15 protein-coding genes are annotated in these 16887 nt (G+C 62.9%); 9 read left to right on the top strand and 6 right to left on the bottom strand.

Annotation, left to right across the window (positions count from 1 at the left end; translation table 11 throughout):
• Nucleotides 1–33: 33 nt before the first annotated feature.
• The gene (dprA, locus tag SPHS8_RS02930) at nt 34–1116 is read right to left on the bottom strand and encodes a DNA-processing protein DprA (RefSeq protein WP_201513874.1); all 1083 of its coding nucleotides are present in this window, start codon (nt 1114–1116) and stop codon (nt 34–36) included.
• The gene (gene plsY, locus SPHS8_RS02925; RefSeq protein WP_201513866.1) at nt 1113–1712 is read right to left on the bottom strand and encodes a glycerol-3-phosphate 1-O-acyltransferase PlsY; all 600 of its coding nucleotides are present in this window, start codon (nt 1710–1712) and stop codon (nt 1113–1115) included. The genes dprA and plsY overlap by 4 nt, the downstream gene beginning before the upstream one ends.
• Before the next feature lie 244 nt (nt 1713–1956).
• On the opposite strand from plsY, the gene murI reads away from it, so the two are divergent.
• From murI to SPHS8_RS02880, 9 genes are all read left to right on the top strand, one after another.
• On the top strand, nt 1957–2760 hold the full coding sequence (murI, locus tag SPHS8_RS02920; protein WP_201513860.1) for a glutamate racemase: 804 nt from the start codon (nt 1957–1959) through the stop codon (nt 2758–2760).
• Between the two features lie 155 nt (nt 2761–2915).
• Entirely contained in the window at nt 2916–4136 is a 1221-nt protein-coding gene (gene hemA / locus SPHS8_RS02915; RefSeq protein WP_097092767.1) for a 5-aminolevulinate synthase, read from the top strand.
• Nucleotides 4137–4186: 50 nt separating this feature from the next.
• Nucleotides 4187–5179: a ligase-associated DNA damage response exonuclease gene (locus SPHS8_RS02910; protein WP_201513859.1), complete on the top strand. Its 993-nt coding sequence runs from the start codon at nt 4187–4189 to the stop codon at nt 5177–5179.
• 117 nt (nt 5180–5296) lie between these two features.
• The gene (locus SPHS8_RS02905) at nt 5297–6880 is read left to right on the top strand and encodes a cisplatin damage response ATP-dependent DNA ligase (RefSeq protein WP_201513858.1); all 1584 of its coding nucleotides are present in this window, start codon (nt 5297–5299) and stop codon (nt 6878–6880) included.
• Nucleotides 6881–6985: 105 nt separating this feature from the next.
• On the top strand, nt 6986–7774 hold the full coding sequence (locus SPHS8_RS02900; protein ID WP_097091506.1) for a TerC family protein: 789 nt from the start codon (nt 6986–6988) through the stop codon (nt 7772–7774).
• Nucleotides 7775–7845: 71 nt separating this feature from the next.
• Entirely contained in the window at nt 7846–8193 is a 348-nt protein-coding gene (locus tag SPHS8_RS02895; RefSeq protein WP_201513857.1) for a GFA family protein, read from the top strand.
• Between the two features lie 101 nt (nt 8194–8294).
• Complete coding sequence (locus SPHS8_RS02890; protein WP_201513855.1) at nt 8295–9500, top strand: saccharopine dehydrogenase family protein; 1206 nt, start codon at nt 8295–8297, stop codon at nt 9498–9500.
• A gap of 102 nt (nt 9501–9602) precedes the next feature.
• Entirely contained in the window at nt 9603–10790 is a 1188-nt protein-coding gene (locus SPHS8_RS02885) for a carboxynorspermidine decarboxylase (protein WP_201513853.1), read from the top strand.
• 148 nt (nt 10791–10938) lie between these two features.
• On the top strand, nt 10939–12129 hold the full coding sequence (locus SPHS8_RS02880; RefSeq protein WP_201513851.1) for a type III PLP-dependent enzyme: 1191 nt from the start codon (nt 10939–10941) through the stop codon (nt 12127–12129).
• Between the two features lie 67 nt (nt 12130–12196).
• On the opposite strand, the gene SPHS8_RS02875 is transcribed toward SPHS8_RS02880, so the two are convergent.
• Genes SPHS8_RS02875 through ilvD form a run of 4 tightly spaced genes read right to left on the bottom strand, consistent with a single transcriptional unit; the run spans nt 12197 to nt 16884 of the window.
• Nucleotides 12197–13411 carry a class I SAM-dependent RNA methyltransferase gene (locus SPHS8_RS02875; protein WP_201513849.1) on the bottom strand — a complete coding sequence of 405 codons (1215 nt, stop codon included), beginning with the start codon at nt 13409–13411 and terminating at the stop codon, nt 12197–12199.
• Complete coding sequence (locus SPHS8_RS02870) at nt 13408–14799, bottom strand: NAD(P)H-hydrate dehydratase (RefSeq protein ID WP_236574940.1); 1392 nt, start codon at nt 14797–14799, stop codon at nt 13408–13410. Before SPHS8_RS02870 ends, SPHS8_RS02875 begins: the two co-directional genes overlap by 4 nt.
• A complete protein-coding gene (locus tag SPHS8_RS02865) occupies nt 14796–15182 on the bottom strand; it encodes a hypothetical protein (RefSeq protein ID WP_201513847.1) in 387 nt (128 codons plus the stop codon). The genes SPHS8_RS02870 and SPHS8_RS02865 overlap by 4 nt, the downstream gene beginning before the upstream one ends.
• Nucleotides 15163–16884, bottom strand: a complete 1722-nt coding sequence (gene ilvD, locus SPHS8_RS02860; RefSeq protein ID WP_201513845.1) for a dihydroxy-acid dehydratase — start codon at nt 16882–16884, stop codon at nt 15163–15165. The genes SPHS8_RS02865 and ilvD overlap by 20 nt, the downstream gene beginning before the upstream one ends.
• Nucleotides 16885–16887 lie beyond the last annotated feature (3 nt).

Genomic DNA, 16887 nt, shown 5'->3' with positions numbered 1-16887 from the left:
TCTGGAAGGCGCTGAGGCCCTGCGTCAAGAGTGTCACGACAGGCTGACCTTGCCCCCCGCATGCCGCTCCAGTCGGCCCGCGAGTTCCAGCTCCAGCAGCACCGTCTGAACGATCGCGGGGCTAAGTGCGGACAGGCGGATCACCTCATCCACCGGCACCGGCGCATGGCCGAGCAGCCCCAGCACCACCTCCCGCTCCTGCCCCGCCACGTCGGACGATACAGGCGCGGCGCTGAAGTCGAGCCGCCCCTGCCGCACCATGCGCGGGTCGATGCCGCCGATCGCCTCGATCACGTCCGCGCCATTTTGCACTAAAGTCGCGCCCTCACGGATCAGCTGGTTGCATCCTTGCGCCCGAGGGTCAGCGGGCGACCCCGGCACCGCCATGACCTCGCGCCCCGCTTCGACGGCCAGCCGCGCGGTGATGAGCGAACCTGACTTCGGCGCAGCCTCTACAACCACCGTTCCGGCCGCCAGCCCGGCGATGATGCGATTGCGCGCGGGAAAATGCCGGGCAAGCGGCTGCGTGCCGGGAGGATGCTCCGTCACCAACAGCCCGACGCTCGCCACCTGCTCCTGCAACTCGGCATTTTCGGGAGGGAACACGACATCGATGCCGCAAGCGATCACCGCGATCGTGCCCGTCGCCACCGATCCCTGATGCGCCGCCGTATCGATACCCCGCGCAAGGCCGGACACGACCACCGCGCCTTGCTGCCCCAGTTCCTGCGACAGCGTCCGCGCAAAACGGCAAGCGGCGGCAGAAGCGTTGCGCGCGCCCACCATCGCCACGCATTGCCGCCCCGTCAGTCCGACATCGCCCCGCACGATCAGCGCGGGCGGGGAGCCATCCATCTGTTCCAGCAGAAATGGATAATCCTGATCCCCCATCAGCAGGTAGCGCGCGCCAAGCGCCCGGCTGCGGGCAATCTCCTTCTCGACGGCGCCTGCGTCCGCCACAGCCGCCTTGCCGCCGCCTCGCGCAGCCAGTTCAGGGACAGCGCGCAGAGCCTCGCTCGCTTTGCCGAAGCGCGCCATCAACTGCCGGAACGTCACCGGCCCTATGCGGGGCGAACGGATCAGGCGCAGGCGATCGAACCGCTCCTGCTCGCTCACCCCTTCGCCGCCCCGATCTTGGGCTCGGTGCCTTTCGCCAGCCGGGCGATGTTCGCCCGGTGCCGCCACAGCAGGATCAGCGTCATCGCCAGCGTGACGGGGACCAGATCGATCCTATCCATGAACCACATCGCAATGGGCGCGCTGATCCCCGCTGCCATCCCGCCGACGGACGACCATCGCGTACCGAACAGCGCTCCCAGCCATACGACCGCAAATACGATCCCGGCAGGCCAATGCAGCGCCGTCACCACGCCCATCATCGTCGCCACGCCCTTGCCGCCGGCAAAACGCAGCCATAGCGGATAGCAATGCCCGATAAAGGCCATCGCCCCCGCCATCGGCCCGCCATTGTCGATCAATGCCGCGCCGATCACCACAGCCGCCGCGCCTTTCAACAGGTCGAGCAGCAATGTAGCCGCCGCCAGCCCCTTGCGCCCGGTCCGCAGCACGTTGGTCGCGCCGATATTGCCCGACCCGATCTGCCGCAAATCCCCGGCTCCCGTGACGCGTGTCAGCAACAGTCCAAAGGGGATAGAGCCCAGCAGATAGGAAATCAGCAGGACGAATGCGGGAAGTAGCCAGGGAGGGTTCATGATCTCGCCGAAATGATTGCGGCGCGACCATAGCGTTGCCGCTGCCGGGGGCAAGCTTTGCATATGCGCTGGAGTGATCAGCCTTATTTGCTTCCCGTCATGATTTATCTTCCGTCGTGCCAGCGCAAGCTGGCATCTCCGGAGCAAGTGCACGCCGGATACCCCGAGGCACCCTCACCCGCTGGCATCCCAATCGCTCCAAAATATTGACAGCCCCGCCCTCTCCCGCGACATGTGCGCCATAATGAAGGTCGCACCATCAGCCCCCCTGCTGTTCTTCGATTCCGGCGTCGGCGGCCTCTCCATCCTCGCGCCAGCGCGTGCCGCACTGCCCAACGCGCCGATCGTCTACGCAGCCGACAGCGCAGGCTTCCCCTATGGCACGAAGAGCGAGGCGGAAATCGCCGCTCGCGTGCCCGCGCTGCTCGGCCGCCTGGTCGAACGTTTCCGCCCGCGCCTGGCCGTGATCGCCTGCAACACGGCTTCGACCATCGCGCTGTCCGCCGTCCGGGCCGCGCTCGACATTCCCGTCGTCGGCACGGTTCCGGCGATCAAGCCCGCCGCGCTTCTTTCCAAAAGCCGCGTCTTCGGCGTGTTGGGCACCGATGCCACCGTGCGCCAACCTTATGTCGACCGTCTCACTGCCGAGTTCGGCGCGGATTGCACCGTTTTGCGCCACGGTTCCGCCGCGCTGGTCCAGCTCGCGGAAGCCAAGCTGCGTGGCGAACCGCTAGACCCGGCGATAGCGCGCGATGCGCTCGCGGGCTTGCTCGATCAGCCCGGCGGCGACCACATGGACACGGTCGTCCTCGCCTGCACCCATTTTCCTCTGGTGGAAGCAGAGCTTGCCGCTGCAGCGCCCCGCCCCCTCGCCTTCGTCCATGGCGGCGACGGCATCGCCCGCCGCATCGCTTACTTGACGCAGGGACAGGAATGGCCCGCGTCGCGTTCATCCGGGAAAGCCGTTTTCACCCGGCTCGACAACAGCGTCGCAGCGCTCGCGCCCGCGCTCGCCGATTTCGGCCTCACACAAATGGAAGCTTTGTAAGGGGTGGGACCTTTGGTCCACTCGCAAATTCCTCTATCATTGTGATAGGTATTTCTCCCAACCGCTGCGAACGGTTATCGCTGGTAATGGAGCGGCGCAGCGGGTAAACGGCCCGCAAGAGGGGAATGCGGGCCACCAAGGGACTAGGGCGTTACGTGAACTACAAGCATATCTTCGCGCAGGCGATCGACCGGCTTCACAGCGAAGGCCGTTACCGCGTGTTCATCGATATCCTGCGGAACAAGGGTGCCTTCCCGAACGCACGCTGCTTCCACGGTCACAACGGCCCCAAGCCCATCACGGTCTGGTGCTCCAACGACTATCTCGCCATGGGCCAGCACCCAAAGGTCGTCGCGGCGATGGAAGAAGCGCTGCACGATGTCGGCGCAGGCTCCGGCGGCACCCGCAACATCGGCGGCAACACCCATTATCATGTCGATCTGGAAGCTGAACTCGCCAGCCTGCATGGCAAGGAAGGCGCCCTGCTCTTCACGTCCGGCTATGTGTCGAACGAAGCGGCGCTCTCCACGCTCGCCAAGCTGCTGCCCGGCTGCATCGTTTTCTCCGACGAACTGAACCACGCGTCCATGATCGCGGGCATCCGCAATTCGGGCTGCGAAAAGCGCGTCTTCCGTCACAATGACGTCGATCATCTGCGCGAACTGCTCGCCGCCGAAGATCCCGACGCGCCCAAGCTGATCGCTTTCGAAAGCGTCTATTCGATGGACGGCGACGTGGCCCCCATCGCCGAGATCTGCGATCTGGCGGACGAGTTCAATGCGCTCACCTATCTCGACGAAGTGCATGCGGTCGGCATGTATGGCGCACATGGCGGCGGCATTTCCGAACGCGATGATGTCGCGCACCGCCTGACCATCATCGAAGGCACGCTGGGCAAGGCGTTCGGCGTCATGGGCGGCTACATCGCGGCTGATCAGATGATCATCGACGTGATCCGCAGCTACGCACCCGGCTTCATCTTCACGACGTCTCTCTCGCCTGTGCTTGTCGCTGGCGTCCTTGCCAGCGTCCGCCACCTCAAGCAATCCAGCGAAGAGCGCGAAGGCCAGCAGGCCGCCGCCGCCACCCTGAAGCGACTGATGAGGGAATCCGGACTGCCGGTCATGCCGTCCGTCACGCACATCGTCCCGCTGATGGTCGGCGACCCTGTAAAGGCCAAGCGGATTAGCGACATTCTGCTCGCCGAATATGGCGCCTATGTGCAGCCCATCAACTATCCCACCGTGCCACGCGGCACCGAGCGCCTGCGCTTTACGCCCGGCCCGGCGCACACGGTGGAGATGATGCAGGAACTTGTCCAGGCACTGGTCGAAATCTGGGACCGGCTGGAACTGGAGCTCAAGAAGGCCGCCTGACCGGACCTCTTGCGGAACAATAGGGGCATTTCCCATCTTCTTGGATGGATATGCCCCATTGGATCGAACCCCACCCCACCGGGATCTACGTCCGCCCTGCCGACGCCTGGATCGATCGATCCCAGCCCGCAGAGCGCGCGCTGGTTACCCATGGCCATGCCGATCATGCGCGCGGCGGCCATGGCCATGTCTGGGCTACCGAAGAGACGCTCGCCATCATGGCGCTTCGTTACGGCACGGCGAGCGGCACACCCGTCGGCTATGGCGAGCAGGTCCGCATGGGCGGCGTGGACATTTCCTACATTCCGGCGGGCCATGTCCTGGGTTCGGCGCAAATCCTTTTAGAACATGCGGGCGAGCGCGTGGTCGTGACCGGCGACTACAAGCGCCGCCCGGACCCGACCTGCAAGCCGTTCGAGCCAGTCCCCTGCGACATCTTCGTCACCGAAGCGACGTTCGGCCTTCCCGTCTTCCGCCACCCTGACACAGGCAGCGAAGTCGACCGCCTGCTCGCCGCGCTTCACGCGCACCCCGATCGCTGCGTTCTCGTCGGCGCCTATGCGCTGGGCAAGGCACAGCGCCTGATCTGCGAGGTTCGGGCACGCGGGCATCATGATCCCATCTACATCCATGGCGCGATGGAGCGCATGTGCGCGCTCTATCAGGATTTCGGCATAGACCTTGGCGAACTCCGTCCTGCTACCGGCGTGCCCGCGAAAGAGATGCGCGGCCATCTCATCGTTTCGCCACCTTCCGCCCTCAACGACCGCTGGAGCCGCCGCCTGCCCGATCCCATCACTGCCATGGCGTCAGGTTGGATGCGCGTCCGCCAACGTGCCCGGCAGAAGAATGTCGAACTGCCGCTCGTCATATCCGACCATGCCGACTGGGACGAACTGACCGATACCATCCGCGAGGTCGCACCCACCGAAACCTGGATCACCCATGGCCGCGAAGAAGCCCTGCTGCATTGGTGCATGATCCACCAGATGCGCGCGCGAGCCCTCGAACTGGTTGGCCGCGAAGATGAGGATGAGGGGTGATGATAGACGGCCATTCTCCTCCCGCCGCTTTGCTGAACCTGTCGACGCCATTCACTTTCTTCAAGAAAGGGGAGCCCTTCGACAAGCTCCGGGCGAACGGGTGAGAGGCTTGGCTCTATGAGACAATTCTCCCAACTCCTCGACGGCCTCGTCTACACCCGATCCCGGAACGGCAAGCTGGACCTTATCGCTCGTTACATGCGCGAAGCGCCAGACCCGGATCGCGGCTGGGCGCTGGCCGCCCTCACCGGCAATCTCGACATAAAGGCCGTCAAGGCCTCCGCCATCGGAGAGATGATCCGCGCCCGCACCGATCCGGTCCTCTACGAAATGAGCCGCGACTATGTCGGCGACCTCGCCGAAACCGTCGCGCTTCTCTGGCCCAAGAGCGAGGACCAGCCCGCCGAGATAGACGACGGCTCCCTCACCCTCTCCGCCATCATCGACCGTCTGCACAGCGTCAGCCGCGCCGCAGCGCCCGCCACGCTCGCCCAGATGATGGATCATCTCGACGCATCGGGCCGCTTCGCCCTGCTCAAGCTTGCAACCGGGGGGCTGCGCGTCGGCATCTCCGCCCGCCTCGCCAAGACCGGCTTTGCCCAGGCCTTCGACCTCGACGTCGATGATGTGGAGGAATGTTGGCATGCCCTCACACCGCCCTATACCGCCCTGTTCGATTGGGCCGAGGGCAGATCTGACCGCCCCGATCCAGCAGGTACGCCCTTCTTCCGGCCTTTCATGCTTGCTCATCCGCTCGAAGCTGACAGCGTCGACCTCGCCGACTATGCCGCCGAATGGAAATGGGACGGCATCCGCATCCAGATCGTCGGCACCGGCAAGGAAACGCGCCTCTATAGCCGCGCCGGGGATGACATCACCGGCAGCTTCCCGGAAATCGCCCAAGCCTTCGCCGCCCACGCAGTCCTCGACGGCGAACTCCTCGTCAAGGGCGAGTTCCAGGGAGGCGAGGCGGCCAGCTTCAACGCCCTCCAGCAACGTCTCGGCCGCAAGGCGGTGACGGCCAAGATGATGGCCGACTATCCCGCCTTCGTTCGCCTGTACGACATACTCCTTCACGCCGACGAAGACCTGCGCGCCCTGCCATGGGCGGATAGACGCCCCCGCCTTGAAGCCCTGCTTCCCAGCCTTGACCAGGATCGTTTCGACATATCCGCTCTGATCGAGGCGTCAGACTTCGAAGCCCTGGCAGAAATCCGCGCGGGCGCCCGAGACGCCGCGATCGAAGGCGTCATGTTGAAACGCCGCGACAGCCCCTATGTCGCCGGGCGCAAGGCCGCCCTCTGGTACAAATGGAAACGCGATCCGCTGACCGCCGATTGCGTCATGATGTATGCCCAACGCGGCCACGGCAAACGCTCGTCCTTCTATTCCGACTACACCTTCGGTTGCTGGACGGAGGATGGCGAACTTCTGCCCGTCGGCAAGGCCTATAGCGGCTTCACCGATGAGGAACTGAAGTGGCTCGACCGCTTCGTGCGCAACAACACCCTGAACCGCTTCGGCCCGGTGCGGGAGGTGGAGAAGTCGCTGGTCCTGGAAGTCGCCTTCGACAGCATCCACGACAGCAAGCGGCACAAGTCCGGGCTAGCCATGCGCTTCCCGAGGATCGCCCGGATCAGGCGGGACAAACCCGCTGCGGAAGCGGATACGGTCGAGGGATTGCGCAAGCTGGTAAGCTGATGGCCCGCCAGCTTTTCTTGACGAAATCTTTTACGGCATGCAGTCCAGACTGACACACTGGGCAATCGCGACGTAGCGGCTGCCCGACTGAACGAGAGGAACCCAATGGATAGCCTGATAAGCGCCTTCACCGATCCAACGGCCCTTGCCGCGCTGGTGGCTCTGGTGGTGATGGAGGTTGTGCTCGGCATCGACAATCTTGTCTTCATCTCGATACTGACGAACAAATTGCCGGAGGCGCAGCGTCCCAAGGCGCGGCGGATCGGCATCGGCCTTGCGCTCGGCATGCGGCTCGTGCTGCTGTCGATGATCGCGTGGATCGTCGGGCTTACCAAGCCTGTATTTGACTTGGGGATCAGTGGTCCCTTGGATCAGCATGGTGTCCCGACATTCGAGACGGTATTTTCCTGGCGCGATCTCATCCTTATCGCCGGGGGCCTCTTCCTGATCTGGAAGGCGACGAAGGAAATTCACCACACGGTCGATCCCGTCCATTCCGACGACATTCTCGAAAAGCAAAAGGGCGCGGCGACGCTGAGTTTCGGCAGCGCGATCGTCCAGATCATTCTCCTCGACATGATCTTTTCGCTCGACTCGATCCTTACCGCCGTGGGCATGACCGATAATCTCGCGGTGATGGTTATCGCTGTCCTCGTCGCCGTGACGGCGATGGTCCTCGCGGCCGATCCCCTCGCCAACTTCATTGCCCGCAACCCCACTGTCGTCATGTTGGCCTTGGGCTTCCTGCTGATGATCGGCGCGGTCCTCATCGCCGACGGGTTTGGCGTGCATGTGCCCAAGGGGTATATCTATGCGGCCATGGCGTTTTCGACGTTGGTCGAACTGCTCAATATCTTCGCGCGCAGGGCGGAGGCGCGGAAAAACCGCGCCTGACGAAATGATAGCGCAGCCATTCTGCAAGAGTGGCCGCGCCATCCCTTACAGCCAGATTGAAAGGACGATCGATGCCCTATGCTGGAAGCTGCCACTGCGGCGCAGTCACCTTCACCGTGGCCGCCGATGCGCCCACCGAAGCCATGTCCTGCAACTGTTCCCATTGCCGCCGGAAAGGCTTCCTCCTCACCTTCGTGCCCGCCGACCAGTTCACCCTCGAAAGCGGCGCGGACAATCTGACCGACTACAAATTCTACAAGCACCAGATCACCCACCGCTTCTGCAATATCTGCGGCACGCAATCCTTCGCGGAAGGGGAATCCCCTGACGGATCGGTCCGCGCCATCAGCCTGCGCTGCGTGCCGGAGGTCGATCTGGACACGCTCAAGATCAACAAGGTTGACGGGGCGAGTTTCTAGCGCCTTGGACGCTGGTGACAGACTGACTTTGCGCTATCACGCACACTCCCTATATGGGCGCTTTCGCGCGTCGGGCGCGCTTCACTCATGGAGCAGTTGAATTGAGCAAGGTTCTGGTCATTGGCGCGGGCGGCGTCGGGTCTGTCGCGGTTCACAAGATGGCGATGAACAGTGACATTTTCAGCCATATCACGCTCGCCAGCCGCCGCATCATCAGCTGCGAAAAGGTCGCCGAATCGGTGAAGGCCCGCACCGGCGTCACTATCGACGTAGCGCAGGTCGACGCCGATAATGTCGAAGAGACCGTCGCCCTCATTGAAAAGGTCCAGCCCAAGCTCATCGTGAACCTCGCGTTGCCTTATCAGGACCTCGCGATCATGGACGCGTGCCTCGCGACCAAGACCGACTATCTCGACACGGCCAACTACGAACCGCGCGACACCGCGAAATTCGAATATAGCTGGCAATGGGCCTATCAGGACCGCTTCAAGGAAGCAGGCATCATGGCCCTGCTCGGCTCGGGCTTCGACCCCGGCGTCACCAGCGTCTTTGCCAGCTACATCAAGAAGCATCTGCTCGACCGCATCGACACGCTCGATATTCTCGACTGCAACGGCGGCGACCATGGCCAGCATTTCGCGACCAACTTCAATCCGGAAATCAACATCCGCGAAGTCACCGCACCCTCCCGCCATTGGGAAGGCGGCAAGTGGGTGGAAGGCCCTGCCCTGAAGCACAAGCAAGTGTTCGACTTCGACCAGGTCGGCGAGAAGAACATGTACCTCATGTATCATGAGGAACTGGAAAGCCTCGCGAAGCACTACCCTGAAATCAAGCGCATCCGCTTCTGGATGACTTTCGGCGACGCCTATCTCAAGCATCTCGAAGTGCTCCAGAATGTCGGCATGACGCGGATCGATCCGGTCATCTACAACGGCCAGGAAATCATCCCGCTCCAGTTCCTGAAGGCCGTACTCCCCGAACCGTCGAGCCTGGGTTCGACCACGAAGGGCAAGACCAACATCGGCGACATCGCAACCGGACAGAAGGACGGGGCGCAGAAGACCGTCTATGTCTACAATGTCTGCGACCATGAGGACGCCTATGCCGAAACCGGCAACCAGGCAGTCAGCTACACCACCGGCGTCCCAGCCATGATCGGCGCGGCACTCATGCTTACTGGCGCGTGGAAAGGTGAGGGCGTGTTCAACATCGAACAGTTCGATCCCGATCCCTTCATGGACATGCTGAACAAGCACGGCCTGCCCTGGCAGGTAAAGGAACTGGACGCGCCGCTGGATTTCTAAAGTTAGGAAACGTCGTCCCAGCGAAAGCTGGGATCTCGTGCCTCTACGCCGTGCCCTCCCGCCTGGGACCCCAGCTTTCGCTGGGGTGACGGAGAACGTTTGATGGAAACCAAAGCCGGCGATCCCGCCGCCTTCGCCCATTTCGACCTTTACAGCGTCCCCTCGCCCGCCTTCGTGGTGGATGAGGCCGCGATCCGCCGCAATCTCGCGATCCTGCGCGACATCGGCGATCGCGCAGGGATCAAGGTGCTAGGCGCACTCAAGGCTTTCTCCATGTGGTCGCTCGGCGGGGTCGTGGCCGAATATCTCGACGGCGTCTGCGCGTCAGGCATCTACGAAGCCCGTCTCGGGCGCGAGGAATATGCGGGCCAAGATGGCAGCAAGGAGGTTGCCACCTATTGCGCCGCCTACAAGCCCGAAGATCTCGCCGAAATCCTCAAGATTTCCGACCATGTGATCTTCAACAGCCCCGGGCAGATCGAGCGGCTCCGGCCGGTCATCGACAATGCGCGCATGAACGGTGTGAACTTCGACATCGGATTGCGCATAAACCCCCTCCACGCCGAGGGAGAAGTGCCCAAATACGATCCCTCGCAGCCGCACAGCCGCCTCGGTTTCCCGATCGACCAACTCCGGTCCGAGCATCTGGATGGCGTCGACGGCCTCCACGTCCACAATCTCTGCGAACAGGACTTCCTGCCGCTCGAACGCACCTGGGCGGCCATCGAATCGCGCGTCATGCCGCATGTCGGTGGTCTAAAATGGCTGAACTTCGGCGGCGGACATCATGTCACGCGCGCCGATTATCAGATCGACGATCTGATCGCCTTCCTCCAGCGCATAAAAGCGCAGACCGGACTTGAACTCTATATCGAACCGGGTGAGGCCATGGCCCTCGACGCTGGCATCCTCATCGGGGAAATCCTCGACGTCATCGACAACGGCATGCCCGTCGCCATCACGGACATTTCGGCCACATGCCACATGCCGGACGTGATTGAGGCGCCCTACCGCCCTGCCATGCTCCATGAACGGGACGAAGGGCCGGTAACGCGACTCGGTGGTCCGTCCTGCCTGGCGGGTGACATTATCGGAGACTATCGAGTCCCCGGCGGCGCGACTCCGGGACGGCGGATCGCCTTCCTCGACCAAGCGCACTACTCGATGGTAAAAACCAACACCTTCAACGGCGTACCGCTTCCGGGCATTTGGCTTTGGAACTCGCAGACCGGTGAACTCCAGGAAATCCGGCGTTTTTCATACCAGGACTTCAAGGCCCGCCTCTCCTGACGCACATTTCGTAGCGAGGCGCGCAACAAAATTTACGGGCGCGCTTTACAGGGGGGCACCTGCCGCATATATCGCCCTTCCGCTGCCCCATGGGACTTCCACCGCAAGGCAGCTTGTTTGCCCACGACTACACTGGAGGTCCCTTGAGTTGCACAAGCACCATAGCGCGCTGGGGGTAGCAACCGCCCTCAAACCGGCAGCACCGGTAACGCTGATCCGCCCGCAGGCTGCGGCCCGCGCCGCCCGATTCTTCTCTGAGAAGTTTCCGGGGCGCTCGCTTTATGCCGTGAAGGCCAATCCCTCGCCGGACTTGCTCCGGACCTTGTGGGACAGCGGAATTACGCATTATGACGTCGCCTCGATCGCCGAGGTTCGCCTCGTCGCGGAAACGCTGCCGCAAGCGAAGCTGTGCTTCATGCATCCCGTGAAGGCCGAAGAAGCCATCGCGGAAGCATATCATGTCCATGGCGTGCGCACCTTCTCGCTCGACACGATCGACGAGCTGGAAAAGATTCTGCGCGCGACCCATGAAGCCACCGACCTTGAGCTCTGCGTTCGCCTGCGCGTCTCCTCCGAACATTCGGAGCTGAGCCTTGCGTCCAAGTTTGGCGCAGAACTCGGCGAAACCCGCGAACTGCTGATGGCCACCCGCCAGGCGGCTGACGCGCTTGGCATCTGCTTCCATGTCGGTAGCCAGGCCATGAGCCCGCAGGCCTATAGCGATGCTATAGAGCGTGTTCGTGCGGCGATTGTCGATGCGGCCGTCACGGTCGATATCATCGATGTCGGCGGCGGCTTCCCGTCGGTCTATCCGGGCATGGAACCGCCAGCGCTGGAAGCCTATTTCGACGCCATCTATCGCGGTTTCGAAAGCCTGCCGATCAGCTATTCGGCGGAACTATGGTGCGAACCCGGCCGCGCATTGTCGGCGGAATATAGCTCCATCATCGTGCGGGTCGAGCGCCGTCGCGGCACGGAACTGTACATCAACGATGGCGCCTATGGCGCTCTGTTCGATGCGGCCCATGTCGGCTGGCGTTTCCCGGTCGCCCTGTTGCGCGAAGAGGAAAGCGAAGCGGAAAACGCGCCTTTCTCCTTCTACGGCCCGACCTGTGACGATATGGATCATATGGCCGGTCCTTTCATGCTGCCCGACGATGTGGCTGCCGGCGATTATATCGAAATCGGCATGCTGGGCGCCTATGGTGCGGCCATGCGCACCGGCTTCAACGGCTTCACATCGGAAGCGATCATCGAGGTTGAGGACGAGCCGATGGCGAGCCTCTACGCCGATCCGGTCCCGGCACGCCGTCGCGCAACTGTCATCAAGCTGGGCTAAAAGGCTCAAGCTCCCCTTTGGAGAGGGTGCCTGTTCCCTCGCCGCAAATATGCGGCGAGGGTTCATTTTATGGGCGGCGGAAAACAGCTGCCAGTTCGACATGGGTCGACCATCGAAATTGGCCGACCGGCTTCACCTTGTCCAGAACATAGCCGCTCGCCACAAGATGCGCAGCATCCCGCGCGAAGCTCGCCGGATTGCACGAAACATAAGCGATCACCGGCACGACCGACGCCGCCAACTGCATCACCTGCTCCCGCGCACCTGCGCGCGGCGGATCGATGATCACCGCCGCGAACCGGTTCAGCTCTTCAGGCACAAGCGGTCGCCTGAACAAATCACGATGATCAACCACCATTCGCCGCTGCGCGCGATTGGCCGCAACCTTGAGCGACAGCATCAAGTCACGCGCACCCTCCGCGGCATAAACCGGACGCTCCTTGCCCACTCCGAGAGCGAATGTGCCCAGCCCGCTAAACAGGTCGGCCACCGCGCCTCCCGGCGGCAATGCCTCGCGCACAACCTCCAACAACGCTGCTTCGCCATCCGGCGTCGCTTGAAGAAAAGCGAACGGAGGAAAGGCGACCGGCACGCCGCCGAATGTCATGGTCGCAGGCTCAGGCTCCCAGCGGGTCTGCTGGCCATCACCTTCATCGATCGTCAATCGCGCGAGGCCTTGAGCCGCTGAGAAATCCCGTAAACCCTCGTCCGCGGCGAGGCCGGAAACGCCAACATTCTCCAGCAGCAGGTCGACGCCTTGGTCGATCAGGGACATCCGGACATGTGCAGCGCGCTTGTCAGCGAGAACCAGCGGCAGCAAAGCCCGAAGCGGCTCGACCAGAGCGAAGAGGCGGGGATCGAGTATCTCGCACATCGCAAGATCGATGAGCTTGTGGCTGCCCGACTCTGCAAAACCGATGGTGATCCGCCGCCCGTCTCGAGCCGCACGCAATGATGCGCGACGCCGGGTCTTCGGCGGCGACAGGTGAGGCGGCAACAGCGATTGAGGCGGGAGCGTCACCCCCTGTCCGGCCAGAGCGCCTGTGACACGCGCGGTCACGAACGCGCCCAAGCTCTCCTCGTCCACATGCTGTAGCTCGCATCCGCCACAGGCGGGGAAATGAACGCATGGAGCTTCGGCATGATGGGGACCCGCCACTAAACCGCTATCGGCCGTGACCCTGTCTCCAGGCGCTGCCAGCGGTACATGCCGCCCATCGGCGGTAACGCCATCACCCTTTGCGGCGATGCGTATTATGAGATCTTTGTCGATGTCGGTCACAAGCGGGAGGCGATAGCCGCTGGCAGCTGCGCAATCAAATCATCGGCGACAAAAGCGGCTCTCGCACGCCGCGCCGCCTCTCCATGGAGCCAGACCGCCTCGCAAGCCGCGCGAAACGGGTCGGCCACGACCGCCAGCCGCCCCGCCGCCAATCCTGCGAGAACGTCCCCGGTCCCCGCCGTCGACAGCCAAGGGGACGCGCCAGTTGCGACCGTGACGCGTCCATCCGGGGCGCCGATGACGGTGTCCGAACCCTTGAGGACAACCACCGCAGCAGATCGACGTGCTGCTTCACGGGTTCTATCGATCTTGCTGCCCGGCAAATCGCCAAACAACCGAACGAATTCACCTTCATGCGGCGTCAGGATCGATGAAGGAGGAATGTCCCCGACCTCCCCCTTTCCCAGCAATGTCAGAGCGTCGGCATCCAGCACCAACGGCCGTCCACATCGCAACACGGCGCTTAAGCGGCCCACGGCGTTCTGATCTCGCCCAAGGCCAGGCCCGGCCAACACCGTCGCCAGCCTCTCGTCGCTTAATTCAGCCTCCACGCAGTCGGCTTGGAGCGCCTTCACCCTAACGATTGCATCCGATCCCGAAAGCTCACCGACTGCTCCCAGAAGGCGAACCATTCCCGCACCCGATCGCGCAGCCGCCTCGGCCGCGAGCAGCCCCGCCCCTGCCATGCTCCCGCCAACCACCGCAACCAGACCCCGGCTATATTTATGATCAGCACCCCTCGGCGCTTCCAAATGAGGCGCAGCAAGACGGTGCGCCTGTGCGCTCGCCGCGACGCCGATGTCGGCACAGATCAGCCGCTTGAAGCTCCCGGCAGCAGGGTGCAAAACATGAGCAGGCTTCAGCGCGCCCAAAGCAATGCAGACGCCAAATTGCGGAACCGCCGACAGCAAGGCCCCGCTATCGGTCTCAACACTGCTCGGCAGGTCGACCGCATAGCTGAAGGCCGCCTGTTCCGTCAGGCACCTCAATCTATCAGCAACAGCGCTGTCCAGCCCACGCGACAGGCCGGTTCCGAACAGGGCATCGACAATCTGCGTGGCGGGCGCTGCATCCTCCAGAGTTTCTACCGGACCGCCCCAGGACGAGCGCGCCCGTCGGGCAGACTCCGTGCGACTCTCTCCCAAGGCAGCCACTCGCACCGGCACCCGGCGCGCCCTCAACAAGCGAGCGACCACATAACCGTCACCGCCATTATTGCCAGGACCGCACAGTAGCAGAAGGTCGCGCCTGCCCCCCGCACGCCAGATTATCTCCGCAACAGCCGCACCCGCCCGCTCCATCAGCTCATATTCGGCTATGCCGCTGGCGATCGCCGCCTGTTCGGCTTCCCGCATCTGCGCGGCGGTCAGGATCGGCAGATCGCTCAAGGCGCTGCTGTTCGGGAAATAGTGGCAGGTAACCGGTAACGATCGGCCCCCGCGCTGACTTCGATCTGGCCATCGCCAACGATGGTTATCTTAGCCGGTTCGGCGCCATCGGCTGAGGCGATCCCCCGCTGGTCTTCGAGGATCCGGAACCGGCGAAATCCGCCATCGAGATGACGGATCGTCAAAACCCGCCCATCCTGCTCGACCGAACAGGATCGCTCCCATTTCGCGCCAGCACCGGTTGCGCAATCGGCAACCGCCTGGCGGGCGGCTGACGAGCCTTCAAATGGGTGAGCAGCCTTGTCTCCGCCTTGGTCACACGCGGCCAGGGCGAGGCACATAAGCCCCGCCCCGGCAATCTGTTCAGATATCCGCATAGACATGGGTTTCGGTCTTCGCTCCCGGGTGCGTCACTGCCCCCTTGTAAGCCGGTCCCACATTCTGCGCATAGCGCCAGAGAGCGCCTGACTGATAATCATTCTGGCGCGGCTTCCAGTTCTTCTGCCTCTCGGCGAGGACGGATTCGGAAACCTTGAGGTCGATCGTGCCTGCTTCCGCGTCGATGGCGATGATGTCGCCATTCTCTACCAGCGCGATCGGACCACCCTCCGCAGCCTCCGGCCCGACATGCCCGATGCAGAAGCCACGCGTCGCGCCAGAGAAGCGGCCGTCGGTGATCAATGCCACCTTCTCGCCCATGCCCTGACCATAAAGCGCGGCCGTGGTCGACAGCATCTCGCGCATGCCGGGGCCACCCTTTGGCCCTTCATAGCGGATGATGATGACCGAACCTTCGGCGATGTCCCGCGCTTCGACTGCTGCGAAGGCGTCTTCCTCACAATCGAAAACCCGCGCCGGGCCTTCAAACTGGAGGCGATGCATGCCCGCCACCTTCACGATCGCACCATTGGGAGCCAGCGAGCCTTTCAGGCCCACGACGCCGCCCGTGGGGGTGATCGGCGACTTGACGTCATAGATGACCTTCTGGTCCGGGTTCCAGCTGACTTCATCGATATTCTCGGCGATCGTCTTGCCGGTGACAGTCATGCAGTCACCATGCAGCAGCCCGTTGTCGAACAGGGTCTTCATCAGCATGTAGACACCGCCTGCCTCATACATATCCTTGGCGACATATTTGCCGCCGGGCTTGAGGTCAGCGATGTAAGGCGTCGACTTGAAGATTTGCGCCACGTCGAACAGGTCGAAATCGATGCCGCATTCATTCGCCATGGCGGGCAAGTGCAGCGCGCCGTTGGTCGATCCGCCAGTCGCCGCGACGATGCGCGCCGCATTCTCGAACGCTTCGCGGGTGCAGATATCGCGCGGACGGATATTCTTCGCCAGCAGTTCCATGACCTGACGGCCAGCGGCAACGGCGACCTCCTCACGGCTCTTGTAAGGAGCAGGCGCCATATTGCTGTTGGGGAGCGAAAGGCCGATCGCTTCGCCCACGCATGCCATCGTATTCGCGGTGTACTGACCGCCGCATGCACCATGTCCGGGGCAAGCGACCTTTTCGAGCGCGATCACATCCTTGAGCGGACAAGCGCCCGCCGCATATTTGCCCACGACCTCGAATACATCGACAACCGTGACGTCGCGATTTTCGAACCGGCCGGGCAGGATCGACCCGCCATAGACGAAGATCGACGGCACGTTCAGGCGCAGCATCGCCATCATCATGCCGGGCAACGACTTGTCGCATCCAGCGAAGGTGACGAGCGCGTCATAGCAGTGGCCACGCACCGAAAGCTCGACCGAATCCGCGATCACTTCACGGCTCGCCAGCGAGCTTTTCATGCCCTGATGGCCCATCGCAATGCCGTCAGTGACGGTGATGGTGTTGAACCGGCGCGGCATGCCGCCTGCCTCATTTACACCCTGACGGCAAAAATCCGCCTGCATGTCGAGCGTCGTGTTGCACGGCGCGCTGTCGTTGCCAGCCGAGGCGATACCTACGAAAGGACGGGCAATCTCTTCTTCGGTCAGGCCCATCGCGTAATAATAGCTACGATGCGGAGCGCGCTCCGGACCAACCGAGACATGGCGGCTCGGCAGTTTCGACTTGTCGAACGTATGAGACATAAA

This window comes from Sphingobium sp. S6 (assembly GCF_905120495.1).
Taxonomy (GTDB): Bacteria; Pseudomonadota; Alphaproteobacteria; order Sphingomonadales; family Sphingomonadaceae; genus Sphingobium; species Sphingobium agri.
Note: the sequence above shows the minus strand (reverse complement) of the source record. Positions and strands in the feature narration are given on the sequence as shown.

Coding starts and splice junctions, on each gene's coding strand:
- plsY (WP_201513866.1), bottom strand. CDS start 1,712: ATGAACCCTCCCTGGCTACTTCCCGCATTCGTCCTGCTGATTTCCTAT.
- murI (WP_201513860.1), top strand. CDS start 1,957: ATGAAGGTCGCACCATCAGCCCCCCTGCTGTTCTTCGATTCCGGCGTC.
- SPHS8_RS02910 (WP_201513859.1), top strand. CDS start 4,187: ATGCCCCATTGGATCGAACCCCACCCCACCGGGATCTACGTCCGCCCT.
- SPHS8_RS02905 (WP_201513858.1), top strand. CDS start 5,297: ATGAGACAATTCTCCCAACTCCTCGACGGCCTCGTCTACACCCGATCC.
- SPHS8_RS02900 (WP_097091506.1), top strand. CDS start 6,986: ATGGATAGCCTGATAAGCGCCTTCACCGATCCAACGGCCCTTGCCGCG.
- SPHS8_RS02895 (WP_201513857.1), top strand. CDS start 7,846: ATGCCCTATGCTGGAAGCTGCCACTGCGGCGCAGTCACCTTCACCGTG.
- SPHS8_RS02885 (WP_201513853.1), top strand. CDS start 9,603: ATGGAAACCAAAGCCGGCGATCCCGCCGCCTTCGCCCATTTCGACCTT.
- SPHS8_RS02865 (WP_201513847.1), bottom strand. CDS start 15,182: ATGTCTATGCGGATATCTGAACAGATTGCCGGGGCGGGGCTTATGTGC.
- ilvD (WP_201513845.1), bottom strand. CDS start 16,884: ATGTCTCATACGTTCGACAAGTCGAAACTGCCGAGCCGCCATGTCTCG.